We start from the raw sequence: 23,253 nt of genomic DNA on the forward strand, positions 1-23,253 counted from the left end.
CTTTATAAATGAATACCAAGCAAAAACCCTTCTCTAATCGCTCGTTTGGCGTCTAGGCGCTCGGCATTTTTTGCTCCGCCAATGATGTGGTAGTGGGCTTTGGGGGTGTCGCCCAGTTTTGGCATGAGATGATTGACCGACTCTTGCCCCACGCACAGCACCACACTGTCCACACGGAGCAGTTGGGCTTGTCCATTGACCGTTATCCATAAGCCTTCATCGGTGATTTTGTCGTACGTTGCCCCTGATATTTGGATAACGCCGGCTTGCTTGATGACTGCTTTATGTACCCAGCCGGTGGTTTTATTGAGTCCTTTGCCGAGTTTGCCTTCACTGCGTTGGAGTAGATAAATCTGGCGGTGGCTTGGCGTGGGAGCAGGTTTGGTAAGTCCGCCTTGGCTGTCATAGTGTGGCTCGGGGTTTACGCCCCATTGAGCAAAAAACTCATCAGGGCTTTGGGCGGTGGGGCGATAAGTGGGGTCATGCACGTCTTTGGCAATCACGCCCCTATGTGCCAAAAATTCTGCTACGTCAAAGCCGATACCGCCTGCCCCCAGTACCGCCACTCGCTCACCGGCGACCTTTTGCCCCGAGAGCAGTTCGGCATAGGTCATAACCTGTGGCAAATCAGTGCCGTCAAATCGCACTTTGCGTGGCACGACCCCTGTGGCGATGACAATGTCGTCAAAGTCGCTATTTTTTAAAAATTCATCGCTAACATCATGACTTAATTGAACTTTTATGTTTAATTTTTCTATCATATTGCGATAGTAGCGAATGGTCTCAAAAAATTCTTCTTTACCAGGGATAACTTTGGCAAAATTAAACTGACCGCCAAGTGTGCTGTTACGCTCAAAGATGGTCACGTCATGTCCACGTTCGCTTGCGGTGACGGCAACCGTCATGCCAGCGACACCACCCCCGATGACAGCGATTTTTTTAGCTTTTTTGGTGGGGCGAATGTCGTATTCGCTCTCAAAACACGCTCGTGGGTTGACCAAACAAGTCGCTCGCTCGCCAGCGAAAGTGTGGTCAAGGCAGGCTTGATTACAGCCGATACAGGTATTAATGAGATGAGCGTTGCCAGTTTGGGCTTTTTGCACCCACGCACCGTCCGCCAAAAAGGGGCGTGCCATTTGCACCAAATCCACTTGCCCATTTGCCAACATCGCCTCTGCCGTGTCAGGCATATTTATGCGGTTCGCTCCGATGACAGGGATATTAATGGCGTCTTTGACCGCTTGGCTAAACCGTACAAACACCGCTCGTGGCACGCTTGTTACGATGGTGGGGATACGAGCCTCATGCCAGCCGATACCGGTGTTAATGAGCGTGACCCCTGCCAACTCCAACCACGTGGCGAGATTGATGACGTCTGCCATGACCGCACCGTATTCAACGAGCTCGAGCATAGACAAACGAAAACTGATGATAAAATCAGCACCAACCGCCCCACGAATCGCCTTGACGATGTCTAGGGCAAATCGGGCTCGGTTTTCTAAGCTACCGCCATAATCATCGGTGCGTTGGTTGGTGCGAGCGGATAAGAATTGGTTGATAAGATAGCCTTCGGAGCCCATGATTTCCACGCCGTCATAACCTGCTTTTTTGGCAAGTTTGGCGGTGTGGACGTAGTCGTCTATGGTTGCCTTGATGTTTTTGGCGGACATTGGGCGGGGCTTAAAGGGAGAAATGGGCGACTTGATGGGGCTTGGGGCGACCACAAAGGGCTGATAGCCATAACGTCCGCTGTGTAGGATTTGTAAGAGAATTTTGGTGTCGTGCTTATGTACCGCTCGGGTAACTCGGGCGTGATGAATGATGTCGGCGGTGCGGTTGAGCGTTCCGCCAAAGGGGGTAAGCCAGCCTTCACGGTTGGGCGAGATACCGCCTGTGATAATCAGGGCAACACTGCCCTTGGCACGCTCTTCAAAATAGCGGGCGAGCTTACCATAATTAAAAAACCTATCTTCGAGCCCTGTGTGCATCGACCCCATGACCATGCGGTTTTTTAGGGTGGTAAAGCCCAAATTCAGCGGACGAAAAATGTGCGGATAGGGCGTATCATCGGTGTGAGTGGGGGCAGGTTTGGCTTTAAAAAATGTGGTCATGGCTGTCCTTGTGCTATTGATACAAGCGATGGCTTGGTGTATTGTAACACAAGGCGTTCTAAAGCGTGTGGTTTTGATGTTAAAATGACTTAACGGTCATCTTAACATTTTGCCAATATTGAGTTATTCTACCACTTTAAAGTATAACGCTTGACCCTGACTGTTAGAGAGTATCAGGTCGGTAGCACTGACTTTATAATGCGTGAGCGTGGGTAAGACTTGCCCCAGTATCTGCTCTAATCTCATGTCAGGGCATGCCATGCGAGTGGACGCCACCGAGCTGATGTGAAAGGTGTCATCATGGATGTTGCTGATGCCAAACATTAGGGTGTTACACCCTGCATGACCACTGGCTTTGGCAGGGTCGGTCAAATCAAGTGTGGCGACAGGTCTGCCTTGATAATCCACGCCTTGTACGGCGGTCAGTTGCCATTCTTGGTTAAGCTGGCTTGTAGTATTAGGCTGTAATCCGTGAGAGACATTTGTGGTTTGGGCTTGAGCGGTGGAATGGGTAGCTGTGCTATCGGGCATGGCAGAACAAGCACTTAGTAGGACGGTGATGATAAATAGAGAGGTTAAGCGTTTCATAAAAAGACCTTTGGTAAAAATTTTATATCGCTAATTGATGATATTTTTGGATGGATTTGTGGGAAAATTGCAATTTGCCTTATGTAATGTCTTGATTTTTGGGTATTATGTTCGCTCCTGTACGTCCAGTTTTTAGAATTATCTTTATTGAAAAATACTTATTATAATCCTTTAAAAAAACAAAAAACCCAAACATATATTTGGGTTTTGTAAATAATGACTCAATCAGTGATGATGACCGCCCACACCGTGTGCATGACCGTGAGCAATCTCATCGGCAGTGGCTTCACGCACATCAACCACCTCAACATCAAATGTCAAAGTCACACCAGCAAGCGGATGGTTGCCATCCACGACCACCACGTCATCATTCACGTCTTTGACAGTCACAAGCATGACATGACCGTCGTCAGTTTGTGATTGGAACTGCATGCCAACTTCGATGTTGTCAACACCTTGAAAATTTGCCCGTGGCACTTCTTGGACAGCCTCGCTAAGGTACTCGCCATAAGCATCTTCGGGGGCAACAGTCACGGTAAACTTATCACCTGCACCTTTGCCTTCCATTTGGGCCTCAAGACCAGGGATGATGTTGTGGTGACCGTGCAAGTAGGCAAGCGGTCTGCCATTTGATTTATCAAGCACGTCGCCGTCGCTGTTGGTTAGGGTGTAGTTGAATCGTACAACGGTGTCATTTGCAATCATTGACATGAAATTTTCCTGTAAAAGTGAAAAATGTTTATCAGTAAATGGGGTGTCACTACCGATAATCAAGGGCTATTATAGCAAAGTTTTGGCAAATGTTGGGCATTGGTTACAAAAATCTTTTAAAAGTCGATTAAAGCAGATTTAAATCAATTTTGTTATAATGGTGTCAGTTGATAATATGTTGTTTAACAATGTTTGTTATCTCTTGCATTTACAATTTTGAAATATTTTTAAACAACAACACCAATTTTGATGAGTTTAATAAGGTAAATACAATGATGCACCTAAATACAACCCCTAATTTACCAAAGACGAACAGCGAGCAGGACATCGCCATTCATTATGTGCTTGACTTTACCCGATGTCATGAGCATTTGATTGATGTCATCATGAGCTTTGATGTGGCAGACATTGAACGCTCTGATGATGGGCTTAGTTTGTGGCTACCGACTTGGATAGCAGGCAGTTATTTGGTGCGTGAGTTTAGCAAGAACATCACTAAAGTCATCGCCTATGATGAAGCAGGGCGGGCGTATCGGGCAAGCAAAAGTGCCAAAAACCGTTATGAATTTGCCGACATCGGGCAGGCGGGGCGGATAACGGTGCATTATGAAGTGTACTGCCATGATTTGTCGGTGCGGACGGCATTTGTCGATGACAGCCGACTGTTTGGCAATTTTACATCGCTTCTTTTGATGGTGTCAGATAATGAACGAGCGTCTGCTTGTGTGCATTTGCATGTGCCACAGAGTTTTTTGGCAAAAAATCAAGGCTCATCGCTCGCCTGCGGTCTGCCCCATGTCGTGCGTGAGCATGAACAGGAGGTGGGGTATTCACTCGCTCCTAAAGAAGCCTTTGAATATTATGATTATCCCTTTGAATTTGGGGTGCAGTCACTGTTTGACTTTACGGTGCAGGTGGCGGACAAAGGGGTGGCTCATCGCTTTTTTATCGCAGGGCGACACCGTGCTGATTTGACAAGGTTGTCGGCAGATGTACAAAAGATTTGCCAAAGCTATGCTGACTTGCTAGGTGATGTGCCTTTTACTGACTATACCTTTATGACGATGGTAACAGGCAGTGATTATGGTGGGTTAGAACATGTCAACTCAACCGCCCTTATCACGCCACGCAGCGATTTGCCTGTGGGTGAGTCTGATGTGCCAAGCGAGTCTTATCAGCGGTTTTTGGGGCTATGTAGCCATGAGTATTTTCATGCGTGGTGGGTCAAGTCGGTGCGTCCTGATGTGATGATGGACAGTGATTTACAAACAGAAACCTACACGCCCTTGTTGTGGGTATTTGAAGGTTTTACCAGTTATTTGGATGATTTGATGTTATTGGTCTCAGGCGTGATTGATAGGGCAAGTTATTTTAAACTCATCACCGCCCAAATCAACCGCTATTATAAGACAGACGGTCGCAGACACCAAAGCGTGGCGGAGTCGAGCTTTGATACATGGATAAAGCTGTATCGCCCTGATGAGAACACCGCCAATCAGAGCGTGAGTTATTATAACAAAGGGGCGCTCGTGGCGTTGTGTTTGGATTTGAGTTTGTTAAAGCATTCAGGGGATAGATACCGCCTGTTTGATGTCGTCAAAGCCTTTTATGACAAATCCAAACAGAGCGATGATAAACGGTTTGGCATGACCGATGAGAATCTTAGCGATGTCATCAGCTCTATGATGGGGGCGGACGCATGGCAGGACTTTTATCATAGCTATGTCGTGGGTACAGATGAGCTACCCCTTGTGTCACTCATGGGCGAGCTCGGGGCGGTATTAGACAGTCAGCAGACAGAAACGGCATGGGGCATGAGCGTGGATGAGAATGCCGATGGTCTTAAAATCAAGCACCTACACCGTGGCAGTATCGCCAGTGGTGCAGGGCTGTCGGTGGGCGATGTCATCATCGCAATAGATGGCATTCGTGCCAGTGGTGCGGGCATAAAATCAGCACTGACCCATGCCGACAGCGTGGTGGTGCATGCCTTTCGCCGTGATGAACTTCGCACCTTTACCGTGACCTGTGGCACGCCAACACGGCATGAGAGTGTGTCGGTGCGTACGGCAGACTATCAAGAAAAAGGGTGGCTTGTTTTTGATAAATGGCTCAAATCATAAAGTCTTAGATAGCGAGTTGCCCAATCAGCCCCGAAGTATTTGTGTTAGCTCGTCATGGCTGATGTGAATGTGTCTGCTTTGACCGACGGCTAAGTCACCAACATGCCAGCCGAGCTTATCACTGCCGATTTGTAAGCGGATGAGTCTTAGGCAGGGCAGACCGACATGGGCAGTCATACGGCGGATTTGGCGGTTTTTGCCCTCAAAGATAGTCATCATAAGCCATGCGGTGGGGATATTTTTACGCTCACGAATGGGCGGATGCCTGTCCCACACGTCAATGGGTAGGTTGTCATCATCTAGGTGTAGGATATGGGCAGGCAGAGTTTTACCGTCTTTTAGGGTTATGCCTGTACGCAGGGCGTGAAGTTGGTCAGCGGTTGGGGTGTGTTCTACTTGCGCCAGATAAGTCTTGCCCCATGATTTGGCTTTGCCGTGCGTGGGTGGTGTGGTAATGAAATGGTTGAGCGTGCCGTTATCGGTGAGAATGAGCAGACCTTCGCTGTCTTTGTCCAAGCGTCCTGCCACACGCAGACTTTTGTCATCAAAATAGTCGGCAAGGGTCATCATCTGGTCATGGTCTTTGCGAAACTGGCTGTGGACATTATAGGGTTTGTTAAATAGGACAACGGTAGGCATGATTTGGTATTCTTAAAATAAACATAAAAGCCCAACATGACTGACATGTTGGGCTTTTATTTTACCACGTTTTTGCTAAAACCGATTATTTGCTCTCGGCAGAGGCATCCGCTGACTCTGGTGCTGTGTCAGTAGTAGGCTCTGCTGTCTCGGCTGTCTTATCAGCAGGGGCTTGTTGTGCTTCTTCTACGGCAGTAGCAGGACTGGTCGGTGCATTGCCAACAGCAGCGATTTGCTCGCCGTCTTGGATGAGTGTGAACTCGATACGACGGTTTTGGAAGCGACCTTGCTCGGTGGCGTTGGTTGCTACAGGGTGGTCAAAACTTGCCCCAAAGATGTCCAAACGCTCATCAGGCACGCCCTTAGAGACTAGGTAGTCATGAACGGCTTTGGCACGTTGCTCGGACAAAGTTTTGTTGTATTCATGTGAAGCATTGCTGTCGGTGTGACCGGTGATGGTTAGTCTGGCGTCAGGCAACTTAGCAAGTTTGGTGGCTGCCAGGTCAAGGATTTCTTTATTTTCAGCAGGAATCTCACTTGAATCATTGGCAAAGTTGATGATTTGTAGGTTCAATGCACGCACTAGGTCATCGGCGGTTGCTGTGTCGGTCAGACCTGAGATGGTATTTTTGGCGGTGTTAATGCTGTTGCTCACCGCACTAGCAACGTCAAGTTGTGGCTCGGCTTCGACCACAAAGTCGGCAGGAACGAGTGCTTTGGTGCCATCGATGAGTTTGGTGATGTCATCGGCGTTAGCCGCGTTAAAGCGGATGGTTTTGTCGCTAATGCTGACACTAGAATTTGGCACGCCTTTCATGAGTTTGAAAATACCTTCTAGGTGTTCGCCAGCAGGCAAGCTATCTGCCACGTTCGAGCTGACATTGAGCTGACATTTGTCATCGGCGACACCGAACACGCCTGATAGGGCGGTGCGAATATTAGCAAAAACGCCTTCACTGCCTGCTTCGCCACGGCAAGAGTAGATGCCTTGACCTGTCTCATCGGTGGCAAAGTTAAGCGTGGCAGGGGCTAGGTCTGCGACGGCACCAGCAGCAGGGGCAGTCTCGGCAGGGGGTGTGACAGGTGTCGCCACAGGGGCTGGCTTCTCTTGGCAACCACGCAATAAGAGCCATGCTAACCCTGCAAAAATCACCAAGCCGATGATGGGTAGTAGGGCTTTCATAAAGCTGCCTTCTTCTTTTTTAATGGGCTGTACTTGACCATTTACATGGGCGGTAGCAGGGTCTGAGACTTTTTCGGTGGTTGGTGTAACTGGTGTCGTAGGTGTGCTTGTGGCATCGGCGGTAATGCCTGCCAACGACGTTGCACCCAAGGCATCAGTACCTGTCAGTAGTCCTGCTGGCAGTAATTTTTCTGCCCAATTAGGCAAAAATCCAGCAAAATCATCTGCTTTTTCTTGCAAGAAAATGGAAAGAGAGTTTGAACCTGCTAAGGTGTTTAGTTCATGCACGATGAGTGGTGCGGCAGCGTTAGTTAAGGCTTCTGTGGTGGTATGTGACAATCCATGCTCAGTAGCAAGCTCGTTATTTAGGGTACTCACTTGAGTGGTGCCTTGCGTGTCTTGGACGACAGTATTTAGAACATGGTTGCCATCTTCGAGCTGTTCAGGAGTCAGTGCTTGCACTCGGGAGGCGATGTCGGGGTTGGCAAGATTGACGCCAAACAGCCCAAACAATCCTGTCAATGCATTTCTTTTGGCAGTGTCATCGCCACCATGCTCGCCAATCAAGGATAGGACTTTGGGGGTAACGATGGTTTGTAAATGGTCGATCGGGTTCATAAAAACTCCTTACTCATGTGTCAATTAAAAATTGACGGATTAAATTAAAAAAGACTGATATTGATTTTAATCAAAATAATTAACATAAAAAATATTCTACGTTAAAATCATCATAAATGCGATAGTGGCTTTACAAATCATTTAAAAAAGAACAATAATGCAACAATTTTATAAGAAAACCATATCATGAGCCGTGTCAAAATTTTAAAAACAGCCTTGCTAAATGCTTAGGGCATGTTGAACATTGATAACATTTTATAAAAACAAGATGAAATTTAACGTTTTAAATCAATTTTTGCATGAAAAATGGCTATCCGACCACTTAATTTAAAAAATTAGGTTAAAATTCTTAAAAGTTTACCTAGTTAAGTGGTCGGATTGTTTTTCATAATAAAAACTTGCTTGATAGAACAACCATCAGTCTCAAGTTTTTTTCTTGAAAAACGTGCGATTTTTCTCATTTTTCATGGCAAATACCAATATTCAACACGCCCTAATTAAAAATGATAAATTATTGATTATTGGTTGTTTTTTATTTTTAAAAGTGAATTTCCTTGCTTTATAATAAGGTGTACCTACCATTAGTAACATTTTATTTAAATTAAAAGACAAGATGACTTTTATAAAAACATGAAAAGCACCACAAAAACCAAATCTCTAAGGCCTAAACCATAATAAGCCCAAATCGCAAGATTTTGGGCTTATCTTTAGAGTTAAATAAATTAGTAGCTTAGCTCGGCACGGCGGTTTTGAGCCCATGATGCTTCGTTTGAACCTGTGGCGACAGGTTGCTCTTCACCAAAACTTAAAATCTCTATATTGGCAGTGTTCACGCCTTTGCTGGCAAGATAGCTACGTACAGCAGCGGCACGACGCTCGCCCAAGCTCATGTTATATTCACGAGTGCCACGCTCATCGGTATGACCTGCGATTTGCACGCGTGCACCTTGATTAGTGTTCAAGAATTGGGCTTGTTGGTCTAGAATGGCAGCGGCATCGGCACGGATGGCATCAGAGTCAAAGTCAAAATGCACCACGCCTTGCATGTTGCGAGCAGCGTTTTGGATGGCATCTGAGTTATTGACCAAAGCACCGCCAGTATAGCCACCATTAGCACCGTAACCACCTAGGGGGGCAACAACTACTTGTGATTTTGGCTTTTTGCTGGCACAGCCTGTCACCATAAGGGTGCTGGCAGTCAAAGTCAATACAAGGGCTTTTGAGATTTTAGAAGTAAGCATAAATGCTCCTTAATTGAAGAATTATAAAACCATTTTGACGATTGTACCATTTTACCACAGTTTGCTACTTAATGACAATTTGCAAAATCATGTGAGAAAATCATGCTCTATAATGACAAAATTTAATAGGCTTAGCAAGTCATTTTAGGGTTGTTTTTGGGGTATTTGGGCGGAAAGATTGGCTGTTTTTGGGGCTTTTTGATAAGCGGTAGCAAAATAAATGACCATATTGGTGATTTTGGGGGTGAGACGGTCTTTTTTTCATGGTAAAAATTTGATAGTATGGCGTGTTAATTTTATCAATTTAAATCCAAACCTAAGCTAGGAAAAACCATGACCAGTAGCAATAAAGAACCCCAAAAAATCTACCTAAAAGACTACACGCCACCGACTTATCGTGTGGACGATATTTACCTAGACATTAAAGTATTTAACGACCACGCCACCGTATCTAGCGTGCTAAACATGAGTCGTGAGCATGACGGTAAACTTGTCCTGCTAGGGCGTGAGCTTGAACTTTTAAATATTAGCATCAATGACAAAGTGCTGACGGCTGATGATTATGCCTTAGATGACGAGAGCCTAACCATTCACAACGCCCCCGATACCGCCAAAGTCGCCATTGACGTAAAAATCACGCCCCAAACCAACACCGCCCTAGAAGGCTTGTATCAGTCGGGTACGGGCGATGAGCTGATGTTTGTTACCCAATGCGAACCAGAGGGCTTTCGTAAAATCACCTTTTTCCCTGACCGCCCTGATGTTTTGACCGAATACACCACAAGGGTAGAAGCGGACAAGCGTTTTTTTGTGCTACTTGCCAATGGTAATTTGATAGAAAAAGGCGACGTGGGCGATGACAGACATTTTGCCGTCTGGCATGACCCCACCAAAAAGCCAAGCTACCTGTTTGCGTGCGTGGTGGCGGATTTGGCGGTGATGAGCGACCATTACACGACCATTGAGGGGCGTGAAGTACTCCTAGAAATCTACGCCGTGCCTGCCGACATTGACAAATGCCACGTTGCCATGACCGCCCTAAAAGACGCCATGGCGTGGGACGAAGAGCATTATGGTCGGGCGTATGACCTTGATCGTTATATGATTGTCGCCACAGGGCAATTTAATATGGGGGCAATGGAAAATAAGGGTTTGAACATTTTTAACACGTCTTGCGTGTTATCTAGCCCAAAAACCACGACCGATGAGCGGAGCTTTCATGTCAAAGCGGTCATCGCCCACGAATATTTTCATAACTGGACGGGCAATCGCATTACCTGCCGTGATTGGTTTCAGTTGTGCCTAAAAGAAGGCTTTACCGTATTTAGAGACCAAAGTTTTTCAGCAAGTCATCGCTCGCCTGCGGTGCAACGCATTGATGACGTGGGTTTTTTAAAGGCTTATCAGTTCAAAGAAGACGCAGGCGTGCTGGCTCATCCGGTGCGTCCTGACAGTTTTGTGGAGATTAACAACTTCTACACCGTTACCGTCTATGAAAAAGGGGCGGAGATTGTGCGTATGATAGCGACCTTGCTTGGCAAAGACAAATTCCGCCAAGGCACGGACGAATATTTTGCTCGCTATGACGGTCAAGCCGTTGCCATTGAAGACTTTTTATCGGCGATGAGCGTGGGCGATGGACGTGTGCTTGACTTTTTGGCGTGGTATACCCAAGCAGGTACGCCTGTGCTGACGGGCGGATTTGACGTGGCGGGCGACAGTGTCAAGCTGGCATTTAGCCAACAAACTCGTCATGTGGCAGGATTTGATGAGCCAAAAGCCCTACCCATACCGATAGACGTGGCGATTTTTCATGGGGAGAGTGGGGAGCTACTCGCCCAAGAGTTGCTACTTTTGACCAAAGACAGCGATACGTTTGGTTTTGACGGTTTGGATTTGGGCGGGGTGCGTCCTGTGGTGTCGGTACTGCGTAATTTTTCCGCCCCTGTCAAGCTAGAATTTGATTATACCGATGACGATTTGGTAAAAATTGTACAATTTGAAAACGAAGGCTTTAACCAATGGCAAGCGGTGCAGACGTTGGTGGGTAGACTGTTGTTTGGTAAATCGGACAATGTCGCCTTGCTAACTGACACCCTAAAACGTATCGTGCCAACGCTCATGCACAAAGACCCCATGCTGACCGCTCGCCTGTTTGATATGCCAAGCGAAAGCGAGCTTGCGGTGGCGTACGATAAGGACTATGACCCACAAGCGGTCAAGGCAACACGCACCGCCCTAAAAGAGCAAATCGCCCATGCCCTAGCCGACCATGTACAAGTGTGGTATGACGCCCTGCCTATCGTACCTTATGAGGACACGCCTGACGCTCGTGGGGTGAGATTGCTTAGAAACGTGCTACTCAATCTAGCACTGACCGCCAAACTTGACATGACCGAACGCACCGAACGCCAGTACACCAACGCCACTTGCATGAGTGAACAGCTCGGAGCATTGGGGGCGATGATTGAGTTTGGCTTGCCCAATGCAGACGATTATACCGCTCAGTTTTATGACGAATATCATGATAACGACCTTGTCATTGACTCATGGTTTAGCGTGCAAGCAGGGGCGGATAGCCGTGATGTGGCGTTTATCAAGGCTCTTATGGAGCGATCGGATTATGATTGGCAAACGCCAAACCGTGTGCGTACCACGCTTGGCGGATTGGCAAGCAAGCCCGCTCAGCTATGGACAAAAGACGGCATTTCGCTGTATCTGTCGGCAGTGGCTCGCTTAGACGTGATAAATCCTGTGCTAGCGTCTCGCTCCTTGTCCGCTCTGGCTCGCTGGTACACGCTATGGGGCGATGATAAAGAGATGGTCAAGGCAGAGCTTATCGCCTTGCAACAAAAAGTAAGCTCCAAAAACGTGCTTGAATTTTTAAATAATATGCTCGGGGATAAAGCATGAGTGTTACCCCATTTGTGTGGTTTGAATTTGATAAAGAAGTGCATGAGCTGTGGCAGGGCATGAGTGTGGCGGGCAAACGCTTTGCCTATCATCAGCGACTGTCTACACTCATCGCTCAGCAGACGGCATTCAAGGCGGATTTGGACAGTCTTAAACTGCTGGACGTGTTCTTATCAGCGGTCAAATCAGACTTGGCAGGCAAGAGTGTGAGCGAAGCTCGTGTGCTGTCTCATGATGATTTTGCTCGGCTCATCATCATCTTGGCGTATCATGTCGTGCAGGTGATAAAGCAAGAGCTTGCCCAATCGGTGGTTAAGCCTACCGTAAATATCTACACCGCCCAAGGGTTTAGCTGTGTCTATGCTCGCCTGTTCTCGCAGATGGGGGTAGATACCCACAGTCAGATGGCAGATGAGCAGTTGCAGGGCTTTTATTATGGCATGGGCGTATTGTGCCAAGGCGTGGGGCAGGCAGGGCAAGCGGTGGCGGATAGGTTTTTTATCCTGCCTGTCATCGGGGCAAGGCTGTTTGGCACGATTGACCGCACCTTTGTGGCAGGTCTTGATGATAATGGGCAAGGCGTGGGCGTGGCAGAGGACAGCCTGTATTGGGCGGTGCATGATTTTATCAGTCGTTTTAAACAGTTGCAACACGACCCAACTGCCGATGACAGAGCTAAGCAGTTGTTTAGCGAGCAACCGCTGTTTTTAAAGCAAACAGATAAGTCAGTGCAAACGGTTGATGAGCAAGATGAGCAGGCTGTTTTAAAAAATAGTTTGCAAGATGGTTTGCAAAATGACTTGCAAAATGGCTCACAAAATGGTTTGCAAGATAATGGGCAAAATAATTTAAATAACGACTTGCAAAATCATTCAATAAACCCTTTGACAAACGATGGGCAAGATGATTTAACAAGTTTTAATCAAGTCATGGTGGATGGACAACCAATCAGCCACAGCCCAGCCCCAGTTATGCAAGATATGCAAACCTTACAACCTGCCCAGTCTGCCAGTCAAGCTTATGTTGCAAGTCCAAACACACCACATCAAGCCAAAAGTCCGCACCAATCCAATACCACAAACTTACCCCCGTCCGCCTATAAGCAAAGGGCGAGAGCGTCGCACACGCCCAAGCTCTTTGATGAAGCGTACCAAGATTTGCTCAATATCAATACCCCAAGCGATGCCGTGAATGAATACCAAAAGGCGACAGCAGTACTGACCAAATTTGATGCTTTTATCGATGCCAAAATCGCCGAAGGTAAGCAGATGGATGAGATTGTGTTTAATGACAAGCAGGTGCAGGCACGCAAAAAGGCACTTGCCTTACTGGTGGGACTGGTCAAGCAGGGCAATCCGTCTGCCATGCTTCGCCTAGCCCTGTACTATTTTGGCGGGCGTGGCGTGGGCGTGGACATCAATAAAGCGGTCATGCTCACCAAACGTTCTGCCGAGATGGGCGATATCCGAGCCCAAAAACTGCTCAGCCGTCTGTATTATCAAGGCTTTGCCCCCAATGATGGCGGTATGGCGATGGACGTGAGCATGGGCGAACATTGGCTTCGCAAATCAGCCGATAGCGGACATCCCGAAGCCAAAAAGGTCTGTGCTTACATGAATCAAGTGGAGCTTCTAAAAAGCGACTACCGCACCGAGATGGTCTCGGACAAGCGTTATGGCATGCTGTTCATCGCTGTGGGCGTAGGGGCGGTATTGTTATTTATCTTGCTTAGCGTGATGTTCTGACATGCGTCCGCCCCTATATTATCGCTTTGCCATTACCGCCCTAAAACCGCTTTATTGCTTGTTTTTGGCGTGCAAAAAAGCCAATTTGCCCCATTATGAGCGTGAGATTGCCGAGCGGTTCGGACAGGGCTATTTGCCTATTAGTCATGATAAGCCCGTCATTTGGTGTCATGCCGTGTCTTTGGGCGAGCTAAACACCGCCTATCCGCTACTTAGGCGTATGCTGGCTGATGGCTATCATCTGTGGATAACCAGTACCACGCAGACGGGATTTAACCGTGCCGAGATGCTTTTTAAAGATGAACTGGGCAAATCGGTACAGCACAGCTTTGTCCCTGTCGATGATGTGGCGGTATTGGGGCGGTTTTTGGCACACGTCCGCCCTTTGATGGCGGTGTTTGTTGAGACCGAACTGTGGGCAAATACCTTGTCGGTATTGGCAAAGCGGGGCATAGCGAGTGTTATGGCAAACGCCCGCCTTACCCAAAAATCCTTTGATAGCTATGCTAAATTCAAAGGGCTTAGCCAAGGCATGATGGCAAATTTATCCCTCATCATCGCCCAAGATGAGCAAAGTTATCGCAACTTCATCGCACTTGGGGCAAATCCAGATAAAGTCAAGCAGGCATATTCTCTAAAATGGAGCGGTCAGATTGGCAAAGCCCAAACCCTTGATAACTTTAATAATCTTACCAACTTTACCGATTTTGTCAAAAACCGTCCCATTTGGGTCATGGCAAGCACGCACGAGGGCGAGGAGCGGTTGGCGTTGGAAACCCATAAGCGACTGCTTGCCGTTTTCCCCAGTCTACTGCTTATTCTGGTGCCACGCCACCCCGAACGCTTTAATGAGGTTGCAAGCCTTTGCACACAGTTTGTTTATCACAGACGTAGCCTAGGCGAGCCGATAGCCGATGATGTGCAGGTATATTTGGCGGACAGCATGGGCGAGCTGATGGCATGGTATGAGCTGTCCGACGTGGCGGTGGTGGGCGGTTCGTTTGTGGATAAGGGCGGTCATAACCCCATTGAGCCTGTGAGCCTTGCTATGCCTGTCATCATGGGGCGGTATGTCAAAAACTGTGCCGAGATTGTGCGTGATTTTTCCGATGTGGGCGTACTCATGCAAAGCGATGATGACGGACTGTATGATAATATCAAAGCATGGCTTGATAATCCTGCTCTTGCCAAAGAAGCAGGCGAGAGCGGGCAAAGACTGGTACAAGAGCGGGCAGGGGCGGACAAGGTGCAGTTTGATATGATAAGGAAATTGTTATGAATGTCATTATCCTGCCCCCGTCCGCCTTTGACGATACCCCCGCCACGATTGACAATGCCGAACAGCTTAACCACATCAAAACGGTGTTAAAGGCAAGCGTTGGCGACACCCTAAAAATCGGCAAATTGGGCGACAAAATGGGCGTGGGGCAAATTGCTCATATAGATGATAAAGTGTGTTTTTTGGAAAATGTCCGCCTAGACACCAACCCACCGCCCAAACTCGGCGTAACCGTCATGCTCGCCTTGCCACGTCCTAAGGTGCTAAGACGGCTGATTGTGGACATGACGGCGTTTGGGGTTCATCATATTATTCTTATCAATTCTGTTCGTACCGACAAAAGCTATTGGGGCTCGCCCCTGCTTACCCGTCTTGATGAGTTTGTGCTAGAAGGACTGCAACAGGGCGTGGACAGCGTGCCACCTGCCATCACCCTTGCCAAACGCTTTAAGCCCTTTGTGCAGGATATATTACCTAGCTTGATAAATGATAAATCCGCCCTTGTCTTTCACCCTTATGCCAAAACAAGTTTTAAGGATTTTATTCACAAAAATCCCCTGCCTGACATGATTATCATCGGAGCAGAAGGGGGGTTTGTGCCTTATGAGATTGAGCTTTTGGCAAGTGTGGGCGTGCGTGCGGTGTCGCTTGGCGAGCGGATTTTGCGAACTGAGAGTGCGGTCAATGCAACCCTTGGGCGTTGGGTGTAATGATGTAAAGCGTTGATTAAAAATGCTTAAATAGAAAAATCATCAGAGCCGACATTTTTCGCTTGTTCTCTGGCTTTATGTCCTTTTTGGGTGCGAAATTTGGGGGCGGTTGCGTTGTAGCCTTGTCTTTTTTGCCAATCATTGGCGATGCGATACTGCCAAAATATGCGAAAGGCAATGCCCAGCACGACACTGGTAATCATGCCACACACCAGCAGTCCCCACGCAAACGCCTTAAAGGAAAACACCGAATACATCTCAAAAGGATTGCCACCGTTGCCAGTTACCCATAGTGTCAAGTCCGACACAATCAGCCCCATGCCCCGAATGCCAATGACAGGCTCGCCCAATAGCATTGCCCCCACCGAATACGCCAACCAAAAAATCGGAATGGTCGTCAAAGGGTTGGTAATCCATGTCAAGGCGACACTCATCGGCACGTTGGCACGAAAGATTAACGCTCCAATCAGGGCAAGGGGCATCTGACCAGGTAGGGGGAAAAAGGCACACAGCACGCCCACATACACCGCTCGGGTTAGGGCGTTGCGGTTTAACTGCCACAGACGTGGGTCAGCCAAAAACGGAGCGAACAGGCTTATCATGCGGTTTTCACGCAATTTTTCGGGAGTGGGGAGCCAGTTTTTGAGCTTTTGTTTTGGCATGAAGAGCGTTGATGAATAAATGGAAATGGCAAATTATAGCAAATTTATGAGACAATGTTGTTGTAATTTTGCAAATTTAAAAGGTGTTTTTGGTGAACATTGAATGAATGACTGGATAAAATAAAATCCCCAAGTGATGACTTGGGGATTTAGAATTTGGCACTCCATAGGGGATTCGAACCCCTGTTACCGCCGTGAAAGGGCGGTGTCCTAGGCCTCTAGACGAATGGAGCACAAGAACGTAAAACTGATTACTTGCTAATTTAGCGATAATCGCTTTACCAACTTTTGAACGCTTTCACCGTGTCTCTCAAAAGTGAGGCTATTATAGCAGATTATTTTTGTCCGTCAAGCAAGATTTTTAAAAATTTTAATAAAGTTTATAACTTAATGAATTTTAATAAATTTTTAAAATTATCAATCTTTAAAATTGTTAAATTGCAGTGGCACGCCAAACGATTTTTCTTTTAAAAATGCCATACACGCTTGCAAATTATCCTTTTTCTTGTCGGACACACGGATTTTATCGCCTTGAATGCTTGCCGAGACTTTCAAATCGCTCTCTTTGATTGCCTTGCTGATTTTTTTGGCAGTGTCGCTGTCTAATCCGTCTTTTAGGTTGATGACTTGCTTGGTGTGTTTGCCTGATTGGGCTTTGCCCTGTGGGTCTAGGCTTTGCAAATCCACGCCACGCTTGATGAGCTGTTTTTCAAAAATGGCATAGACGTTGTCGGCTTGCAGTTCGTTGTCGCAGGTGATGGTTACGGTTTTGGCTTTGTCGTTTAGCTCTACCGTGATGTCGCTACCTTTAAAGTCAAAACGTGTGGCAATTTCTTTGTCGGTGTTGCCGATGGCGTTACGCACTTCTTGGACGTTTAATTCTGAAACGATGTCAAATGACGGCATGGTTTTTCCTTATTAAAGTTAAAAATATTAAATTGGTAAGGTTTTGATTTTAAATAAATTTCACTCGCCCTTAATGTCAAGCATGCCCATTTCATTAAAAATCTGACAAAACAGTTCGGCGGTTTTTTGGGTGTCATAAAGTGCCGAATGGGCGTGGCTATTATCAAACTCAATCCCCGCCATCAGGCAAGTTTTGGCAAGCACCGTATGCCCGTAGGCTAGGGCGGACAGGCTTGCCGTGTCTAGCACGCTAAACGCATGAAAAGGCGACTGATTTTTTGAATTGGTGCGGGCGATGACGGCATTTAAAAAACCCAAATCAAAATGAGCATTATGCCCCACCAAAATACATTGGCGACAGCCGTGAGCGTTTTTGGTGTCTTTTAGGGATTTAAAAATCTGGCGGATTGCCTTTTTTTCGTCTTGGGCGATGGCCTTGCGAAAGGGGCTGTCGGGGTTGATGCCTGTAAATTCTAGGGCGGATGGTTCCAAATTTGCCCCGACAAACGGCTCAATGTGGGCGTTTAACGCCTCGCCTTGATAGAGTTTGCCGTCATCATTCATCAAAATGGGAATACAGGCGATTTCAAGCAAAGCGTCCGTTTGGGCGTTAAATCCTGCCGTCTCCACGTCCACAACGACAGGCATAAAGCCCCGAAAGCGTTTGGCAAGGGGGGATTTTTCTTTGTCGCTCATTGTACTGACCACGCTAAGGGTTGCCTCGCCAAAAGTGGGGTTAGGCTTTTGTCGTCAAGGTAGGGGTAATTGTCGGGAATGACTTGCTCTTTTTTGACCAAAGTAATGGTGCTTTGATTGACAGGCAAGCCGTAGAATCTTGCCCCAAAGCGACTTGCAAAATTTTCTAATTTATCCAACGCTCCCACGCTCTCAAAAGCGGTGGCATACAGGGGCAAGGCGTGGGGGGCGGAGTAGCACCCTGCACAACCGCAAGCGGACTCTTTGGTGTGGGTGGCGTGGGGGGCGGAGTCCGTGCCTAAGAAAAATTTGGGATTGCCAGAGGTGGCGACTTCTAGCAGGCGTTGTTGGTGGTTGGCACGTTTTAGGATTGGTAGGCAATAAAAGTGCGGTTTGACTCCGCCCACCAGCATATGATTGCGGTTGAATAATAGGTGCTGTGGCGTGATGGTTGCCCCCACGTTGTCCTTTTGGGCAAGGCAAAAATCGGCAGCGTCTCTTGTAGTGATATGCTCCATGACGATGCGAAGTTCGGGGAAATTTTGGATAATCACAGACAAAATCTCATCCAAAAACCGCTTTTCACGGTCAAAAATATCCACGTCATGATGCGTAACTTCACCGTGAACAAGCAGGGGAATGCCGTGTTTTTGCATACTTTCAAACACGTCCGACCGCCCCAAAATGTCGGTAACGCCGTCTGACGAATTGGTGGTCGCCCCCGCAGGATAGAGCTTGACGGCTTGTACGATGCCTGAGGCTTTGGCACGGGCAATCTCATCGGCGGTGGTGTGGTCGGTCAAGTATAAGACCATGCGTGGGTCAAACGCATTTTTACGCTGGCTTGGAATATCGGCTTTGTCAAGGGCGGTCAAAATCCGCTCACGGTAGAGGGTCGCTTGTTCGGTCGTTTTGACGGGCGGGACTAGGTTTGGCATACAGATGACACGGTTAAAACTCTTGGCTGCGTGCGGTACAGTCGTGGCAAGAGCGTCATTATCACGCAGATGAATGTGCCAGTCGTCTGGCTGGATAAGGGTGAGAGTTTGGGGGGTGTTGGTCATGGCGGTTGGCTGGTTGTGGTAAAACTACTATTTTAAGGGTTGGGGGGATTTTGTCAAGTTTTATGGGAAAAAGCTGAAAAATAAACCCAAAAAAGCGATAATGGGAAAGGGTGTTTTAAAGGGGTTGTAGAAAATTTGGATGAATAAGCATTTTTAAAAATGGCAAAAAATAAGGGCAAACCTGAATTTACCCTTATTGATAAATATTTTGATATAGTTTAATCAATTGAACCCAACTGTACCACAAGCAAATCAGCGTCCACATCGGGCAAAATGCTGTCGGCGGTTGCTCCTGCCAACCATGCTGATAGCCCTGTACGCTTGTGGCGACCGATGACGACTAAGTCAATGGCGTGGGTGTTGCAGTAATCCACGATGCCTTTACGTCCTGAGATGGCGGTTTTGATTTTAGCGTTGTGGGCGTGTAGGTTGTTGCGTGCCAACACCTCGGCAAGACGAGTGCGAGCCACTTGGCAACGCTCATCATCTATCTCTTCGTGCAGAGCGGAGGCAGGGATTAGCTCATAACCGAAGCCGAGCATGGTCTCTTCGACCACATGTAACACAGACAGCTGAGCAGATGGCGATGAATCCAGAATCCATTTGGCTTTACTGGCGACAATGTCGGTGTCGTCATTTAAGTCGGTAACAAGTAACACGTGCTGATACATGGCAAACTCCTTAATAAAGGTGTGAAAAGGATACCGCTTAGTTGATAAATAACAGTATAGCAAAATCCCCCATGAATGCAAGGGATATTTTGGGTAGATTTTGGGATAATTTTGCTAAAATGATGAAAAAATTTGATAAAATAGAAATAAGCCCTTTTTGATGTTCCTGCTATGAAAAACCCAACCAGTCGCACTGCCAACAGAGTGATAGATGTGATTTTTGTTCACCCTAAACACCGCAGTTATGTCATTTGGCATGATGGCGTGTTTTATCAGCTCACACGCATGAACCTGACCCAAAAAGCGTGGGATAGGCGAACGGTGTATGATGGCTTGTTAGATGAGATTTTTGTGGCAAAGGAATCGTGCGAGCAGGGTGAGACGGATGAGCGCGCTTGGCAAGAGCTGGGCTTGAACGTAGTAAAACTGCCCGATGAGCTACACAGCATTACCGCCAGTAAGTTTTTGGCTTGGTGGACGGTCAATCGTTACAGCTTTTGGCATGTCAAAGATGCCAGAGATGTTAGTGACAAGGACGTGCAAAATCAGCCTGAGCCAATAGCAGGGCAAACGCCACAGCAAAAAATACAGCAAGAGGTGGGGGCGAAGCCACAGGTAAGCACTAACACCGTCCAACAATCTGCTATGGATAGCAAGGCTAGTAAAAATGGCGACGTGATGGATATGCCGTGCAGACCAACCAAGCCAATCAAGCATTGACAGAACAGACACAAATGCAGGTACCGCCAAAATCCACTCATAAGCCCCATAAACCATTAGAACAGCTGTCAGGCGATGATATTTTTGATGCCCTGCTTGATGATTTGGTGAATGAAGTCAGTCATTTAAGATAAGTGGTAAAAGACAGGTGCGACCAAAGAGCTTTTAAAGTTGTCATAAATTTAATAATATGTAGATGTAGGAACGTGCTGAGCACGTCCTTTTTAGTAATGAACTTCGCACATTGATTATAAACTATTGATTTTAAATAATTTATTTTTTAATTAAGTTTTCAATACCAACAATAATACCAACAAAATCAAAAGTAACCCCCATTTTGTATATTTTTCAATCAATTTTTTGGGGTGGTGGGGCGGTGTTTTAGGTGGTGGATTGTAACTTTATGTAACTTTGTTACTATGGAGAAAAACGGACATTTTTTCAGAAAAAGAAATTTTTTTATACATGAGATGGGGCGTGGTGTCCGTTGGCTGTCCCTGCCTAAACTTTTGACCCGCCCCCGATGGGGTGGGGTCTGATTGGTTGGGGTGGGTGGTGGCTGGGTTAATAATGAATGGTTATTGAATAAATGGCGGACGGTATGGCTCTTTTAATGGGCGTTGCGTACTTATTTTATCTTGGTGGGCTTGTTGTTTTTAAAATCACCACCCCAAAACCTTACCAAATTATCTAAGTTATTCAAAAATCACCCTGTAAGCCTTACACCACAAGGGTTTAAAATTTGGTAGGGTGTTTCTAAGTTATTCTAAGTTATTACCAAATTAACGCCATTACCACCATATATCCACCGCATACCAATCCACAAAAATAATAAAAACAATATAAATCAATCACTTATGTTTATATCAAGGGGGCTAGGTGTCTGCCAATAACTTAGAAAGACTTAGAATAACTTAGATGACGGGGCAATAACTTAGAAAGTAGATGGGATAACAATATGACAAAGGGACAACCGTTTGATGATTGCCCCTTGTGGCGTGACTATTGGCTGGGAAGTAGTGCAGGGTTTAGCTCTATGGTTCGCTTGGGTCTGCGGTTGGTGGTCTCGGTGTCCAAATAAATGTAGTTGCTATCACTCAACAGCTCTAAGGCGTTATTAAGTGTCTCTTTGTCTGTCAAATGTTTGGGGGCATTGGTTTGCAAGTAAGAGTAATAAAACTTGTCTTTGCCTGTGGCGTGGGCTTTTTTAATCAGCCATTGTAATAGCTTTTCGGCATCGGTGATGTCGGTGGTAATGTCGTCATAGCGTCTACGCTCGTTGGCGGAGTAATTGACGATTTTGATAGCTCCTTCAATGTCGCTCGTATCAATGCCGTGCTTGTCATTGAACCATGCAAATAAAGCCCCTAAGCGTGTGGCATTCTCCACCATACGGCTGGCATAGGCTTTGGCGTTGTGGTTTGTACCACCTTTTTGCTGGCTTTTTTCTACATCACACCAATAGTCTTGCGTGATTTTTAGGGCTGGTGCTGTCCATGCTAGGCGTTTTCGTTTGCCGTCTTTGGGCGGTGTTTCCAAAAATTTTAGACATCTTTTCCAGTACCGTTGTAATGTCTCATCCATCATAAAATTATCCGTGATAAGCTGGCGATTACCACGATTATCAGGCGGAAAAGCAAATAAACAGCGTGGTAGTAGCCCTTGTTGGGTCAAACGTGGGTTGTTTAGTGCTGGCTTGATTGCCACATCTTGCCCACTTAAAAACAGCGTCAAACGCACATTATAAGCCACTTGATTGCCTGTGTTGTTTATCGTTACTCGTTCGGCGATGCCCTTGCTATAAATATCACAAATCGCCCCAATGCTTGAGCCTGCGGTTTCGGCTTTTAGGCTTGCACCTTCTAGCAGGTTTGCCCCTTCGTCTGCGGTGTAGCTGGCGTTTTGGTAGTTGCCATCATGCGTGGGTAATTGGTTTGTTTGTGTTCAATGAGTGATTTATGAATGCCACGAGGAATGGGGTTTAATAGGTTGGGGGCTAACCCTTTGATGATGGTGTATTCAAAGATGGCACTTATCCAGCTCACCGCCTTATGTGCCATGTTTGCCTTACCTGCGATGGCTAAACGGTCATGCACCGCCAAAATGTCGGATAATTTGATTTGGTAAATGTCCATATTGCCCAAAATGGGCTTGATGTGGTTGTGATAGGCGTTAGCGTCCCTTTTGTAGGTTTGGGGCGTTATTCGTGCTTGCTGGTAGTCTAGCCATAAACTAGCAAAGTGATGGAAGTCTAATTTTTGTTGTTGTTTGGATTTTTGGCGTTCGTCTTTGGGGTTGATGCCTTGTGATAGGTCGGTTTTGATTTTGGCAAGCTCACTTCTTGCATCTGCTAGGCTTACAAATGGGTACAGCCCAATACTGATATTTTGCTGTTTGCCATGATAGCGATAAGCCACCACCCATGATTTTACGCCCGTATGTCTTACCCATAATTGCAAACCGCCCATGTCGCTGTATTTGTCTGGGCGTGTGGGAGTGCATTTGTCACTAGGTTTTAATTTTTTTAATAGCGGTATCGGTTAAAACCATAATCTACAAGCCTTTGGAGTGAAATTGTTGGTATTATAGGAAAATGAACTGTAATACCAACAAAATAAGCGGATTGCAATGGATTTTAACGAACTGATACGAACGATAAAATTGTTTAAAGCT

The 23,253-nt window shown here is 46.7% G+C and carries 20 protein-coding genes and 1 tRNA gene; 7 read left to right on the forward strand and 14 right to left on the reverse strand.

Features of this window, described 5'->3' with window-relative positions:
• Positions 1-2: 2 nt before the first annotated feature.
• The 3 genes from LP107_RS03825 to LP107_RS03835 form a co-directional block, all read right to left on the reverse strand.
• Positions 3-2,111, reverse strand: coding sequence for an NADPH-dependent 2,4-dienoyl-CoA reductase (locus tag LP107_RS03825; protein ID WP_115369252.1), 2,109 nt, complete (start codon positions 2,109-2,111; stop codon positions 3-5).
• A gap of 123 nt (positions 2,112-2,234) precedes the next feature.
• Positions 2,235-2,699, reverse strand: coding sequence for an META domain-containing protein (locus tag LP107_RS03830; protein ID WP_078274017.1), 465 nt, complete (start codon positions 2,697-2,699; stop codon positions 2,235-2,237).
• 225 nt (positions 2,700-2,924) lie between these two features.
• On the reverse strand, positions 2,925-3,410 hold the full coding sequence (locus LP107_RS03835; RefSeq protein WP_078274018.1) for an FKBP-type peptidyl-prolyl cis-trans isomerase: 486 nt from the start codon (positions 3,408-3,410) through the stop codon (positions 2,925-2,927).
• 272 nt (positions 3,411-3,682) lie between these two features.
• Here LP107_RS03835 and LP107_RS03840 point away from each other — a divergent pair, with 272 nt between their 5' ends.
• On the forward strand, positions 3,683-5,533 hold the full coding sequence (locus tag LP107_RS03840; protein ID WP_264675934.1) for a M61 family metallopeptidase: 1,851 nt from the start codon (positions 3,683-3,685) through the stop codon (positions 5,531-5,533).
• A 24-nt stretch (positions 5,534-5,557) separates the two neighbouring features.
• Here the strand turns inward: LP107_RS03840 and LP107_RS03845 are convergent, their stop codons facing one another.
• The 3 genes from LP107_RS03845 to pal all read right to left on the reverse strand — a co-directional run bounded on the left by LP107_RS03845 (position 5,558) and on the right by pal (position 9,214).
• Complete coding sequence (locus LP107_RS03845) at positions 5,558-6,172, reverse strand: pseudouridine synthase (protein ID WP_112742513.1); 615 nt, start codon at positions 6,170-6,172, stop codon at positions 5,558-5,560.
• A gap of 85 nt (positions 6,173-6,257) precedes the next feature.
• The gene (locus tag LP107_RS03850; protein ID WP_264675933.1) at positions 6,258-7,973 is read right to left on the reverse strand and encodes an OmpA family protein; all 1,716 of its coding nucleotides are present in this window, start codon (positions 7,971-7,973) and stop codon (positions 6,258-6,260) included.
• Positions 7,974-8,695: 722 nt separating this feature from the next.
• Positions 8,696-9,214, reverse strand: a complete 519-nt coding sequence (gene pal, locus LP107_RS03855) for a peptidoglycan-associated lipoprotein Pal (protein WP_264675932.1) — start codon at positions 9,212-9,214, stop codon at positions 8,696-8,698.
• A gap of 333 nt (positions 9,215-9,547) precedes the next feature.
• On the opposite strand from pal, the gene pepN reads away from it, so the two are divergent.
• The 4 genes from pepN to LP107_RS03875 are packed head-to-tail and all read left to right on the forward strand — an operon-like array spanning position 9,548 to position 15,861.
• Positions 9,548-12,127 carry an aminopeptidase N gene (gene pepN / locus LP107_RS03860; protein WP_264675931.1) on the forward strand — a complete coding sequence of 860 codons (2,580 nt, stop codon included), beginning with the start codon at positions 9,548-9,550 and terminating at the stop codon, positions 12,125-12,127.
• Complete coding sequence (locus LP107_RS03865) at positions 12,124-13,872, forward strand: tetratricopeptide repeat protein (protein ID WP_264675930.1); 1,749 nt, start codon at positions 12,124-12,126, stop codon at positions 13,870-13,872. The genes pepN and LP107_RS03865 overlap by 4 nt, the downstream gene beginning before the upstream one ends.
• Position 13,873: 1 nt before the next feature.
• Positions 13,874-15,151, forward strand: a complete 1,278-nt coding sequence (locus tag LP107_RS03870) for a 3-deoxy-D-manno-octulosonic acid transferase (RefSeq protein WP_078275363.1) — start codon at positions 13,874-13,876, stop codon at positions 15,149-15,151.
• A complete protein-coding gene (locus LP107_RS03875; RefSeq protein WP_078275364.1) occupies positions 15,148-15,861 on the forward strand; it encodes a 16S rRNA (uracil(1498)-N(3))-methyltransferase in 714 nt (237 codons plus the stop codon). Before LP107_RS03870 ends, LP107_RS03875 begins: the two co-directional genes overlap by 4 nt.
• 26 nt (positions 15,862-15,887) lie before the next feature.
• Here the strand turns inward: LP107_RS03875 and LP107_RS03880 are convergent, their stop codons facing one another.
• From LP107_RS03880 to LP107_RS03905, 6 genes are all read right to left on the reverse strand, one after another.
• Positions 15,888-16,523 (reverse strand): DUF2062 domain-containing protein, encoded by a 636-nt coding sequence (locus LP107_RS03880; RefSeq protein WP_078275365.1) that lies wholly within the window; start codon positions 16,521-16,523, stop codon positions 15,888-15,890.
• 157 nt (positions 16,524-16,680) lie between these two features.
• A tRNA-Glu gene (locus LP107_RS03885) sits at positions 16,681-16,756 on the reverse strand.
• 184 nt (positions 16,757-16,940) lie between these two features.
• Positions 16,941-17,429, reverse strand: a complete 489-nt coding sequence (locus tag LP107_RS03890) for a YajQ family cyclic di-GMP-binding protein (protein WP_078273719.1) — start codon at positions 17,427-17,429, stop codon at positions 16,941-16,943.
• 60 nt (positions 17,430-17,489) lie between these two features.
• Positions 17,490-18,125, reverse strand: coding sequence for a ribonuclease T (gene rnt, locus LP107_RS03895; protein WP_078273718.1), 636 nt, complete (start codon positions 18,123-18,125; stop codon positions 17,490-17,492).
• The gene (gene pyrC / locus LP107_RS03900; RefSeq protein ID WP_078273717.1) at positions 18,122-19,189 is read right to left on the reverse strand and encodes a dihydroorotase; all 1,068 of its coding nucleotides are present in this window, start codon (positions 19,187-19,189) and stop codon (positions 18,122-18,124) included. The genes rnt and pyrC overlap by 4 nt, the downstream gene beginning before the upstream one ends.
• 218 nt (positions 19,190-19,407) lie before the next feature.
• Positions 19,408-19,860, reverse strand: a complete 453-nt coding sequence (locus tag LP107_RS03905) for a universal stress protein (RefSeq protein WP_029103381.1) — start codon at positions 19,858-19,860, stop codon at positions 19,408-19,410.
• A gap of 171 nt (positions 19,861-20,031) precedes the next feature.
• On the opposite strand from LP107_RS03905, the gene LP107_RS03910 reads away from it, so the two are divergent.
• Both LP107_RS03910 and LP107_RS03915 read left to right on the forward strand, forming a co-directional pair.
• Positions 20,032-20,580, forward strand: coding sequence for a hypothetical protein (locus tag LP107_RS03910; RefSeq protein WP_078273716.1), 549 nt, complete (start codon positions 20,032-20,034; stop codon positions 20,578-20,580).
• Positions 20,550-20,714 carry a hypothetical protein gene (locus LP107_RS03915; RefSeq protein ID WP_158079618.1) on the forward strand — a complete coding sequence of 55 codons (165 nt, stop codon included), beginning with the start codon at positions 20,550-20,552 and terminating at the stop codon, positions 20,712-20,714. The genes LP107_RS03910 and LP107_RS03915 overlap by 31 nt, the downstream gene beginning before the upstream one ends.
• A gap of 868 nt (positions 20,715-21,582) precedes the next feature.
• Here LP107_RS03915 and LP107_RS03920 read toward each other — a convergent pair.
• Entirely contained in the window at positions 21,583-22,449 is an 867-nt protein-coding gene (locus LP107_RS03920) for a DUF3987 domain-containing protein (RefSeq protein WP_264676340.1), read from the reverse strand.
• Positions 22,443-23,117, reverse strand: coding sequence for a tyrosine-type recombinase/integrase (locus tag LP107_RS03925; protein ID WP_264676339.1), 675 nt, complete (start codon positions 23,115-23,117; stop codon positions 22,443-22,445). The genes LP107_RS03920 and LP107_RS03925 overlap by 7 nt, the downstream gene beginning before the upstream one ends.
• Positions 23,118-23,253: the final 136 nt, after the last annotated feature.

Source organism: Moraxella bovis (assembly GCF_025985205.1).
Taxonomy (GTDB): domain Bacteria; phylum Pseudomonadota; class Gammaproteobacteria; order Pseudomonadales; family Moraxellaceae; genus Moraxella; species Moraxella bovis.

Bases quoted from the DNA above. Each gene is read 5' to 3' on its own strand.
- LP107_RS03825 (WP_115369252.1), bottom strand. From the start codon at position 2,111: ATGACCACATTTTTTAAAGCCAAACCTGCCCCCACTCACACCGATGAT.
- LP107_RS03830 (WP_078274017.1), bottom strand. From the start codon at position 2,699: ATGAAACGCTTAACCTCTCTATTTATCATCACCGTCCTACTAAGTGCT.
- LP107_RS03835 (WP_078274018.1), bottom strand. From the start codon at position 3,410: ATGTCAATGATTGCAAATGACACCGTTGTACGATTCAACTACACCCTA.
- LP107_RS03840 (WP_264675934.1), top strand. From the start codon at position 3,683: ATGATGCACCTAAATACAACCCCTAATTTACCAAAGACGAACAGCGAG.
- LP107_RS03845 (WP_112742513.1), bottom strand. From the start codon at position 6,172: ATGCCTACCGTTGTCCTATTTAACAAACCCTATAATGTCCACAGCCAG.
- LP107_RS03850 (WP_264675933.1), bottom strand. From the start codon at position 7,973: ATGAACCCGATCGACCATTTACAAACCATCGTTACCCCCAAAGTCCTA.
- pal (WP_264675932.1), bottom strand. From the start codon at position 9,214: ATGCTTACTTCTAAAATCTCAAAAGCCCTTGTATTGACTTTGACTGCC.
- pepN (WP_264675931.1), top strand. From the start codon at position 9,548: ATGACCAGTAGCAATAAAGAACCCCAAAAAATCTACCTAAAAGACTAC.
- LP107_RS03865 (WP_264675930.1), top strand. From the start codon at position 12,124: ATGAGTGTTACCCCATTTGTGTGGTTTGAATTTGATAAAGAAGTGCAT.
- LP107_RS03870 (WP_078275363.1), top strand. From the start codon at position 13,874: ATGCGTCCGCCCCTATATTATCGCTTTGCCATTACCGCCCTAAAACCG.
- LP107_RS03875 (WP_078275364.1), top strand. From the start codon at position 15,148: ATGAATGTCATTATCCTGCCCCCGTCCGCCTTTGACGATACCCCCGCC.
- LP107_RS03880 (WP_078275365.1), bottom strand. From the start codon at position 16,523: ATGCCAAAACAAAAGCTCAAAAACTGGCTCCCCACTCCCGAAAAATTG.
- LP107_RS03890 (WP_078273719.1), bottom strand. From the start codon at position 17,429: ATGCCGTCATTTGACATCGTTTCAGAATTAAACGTCCAAGAAGTGCGT.
- rnt (WP_078273718.1), bottom strand. From the start codon at position 18,125: ATGAGCGACAAAGAAAAATCCCCCCTTGCCAAACGCTTTCGGGGCTTT.
- pyrC (WP_078273717.1), bottom strand. From the start codon at position 19,189: ATGACCAACACCCCCCAAACTCTCACCCTTATCCAGCCAGACGACTGG.
- LP107_RS03905 (WP_029103381.1), bottom strand. From the start codon at position 19,860: ATGTATCAGCACGTGTTACTTGTTACCGACTTAAATGACGACACCGAC.
- LP107_RS03910 (WP_078273716.1), top strand. From the start codon at position 20,032: ATGAAAAACCCAACCAGTCGCACTGCCAACAGAGTGATAGATGTGATT.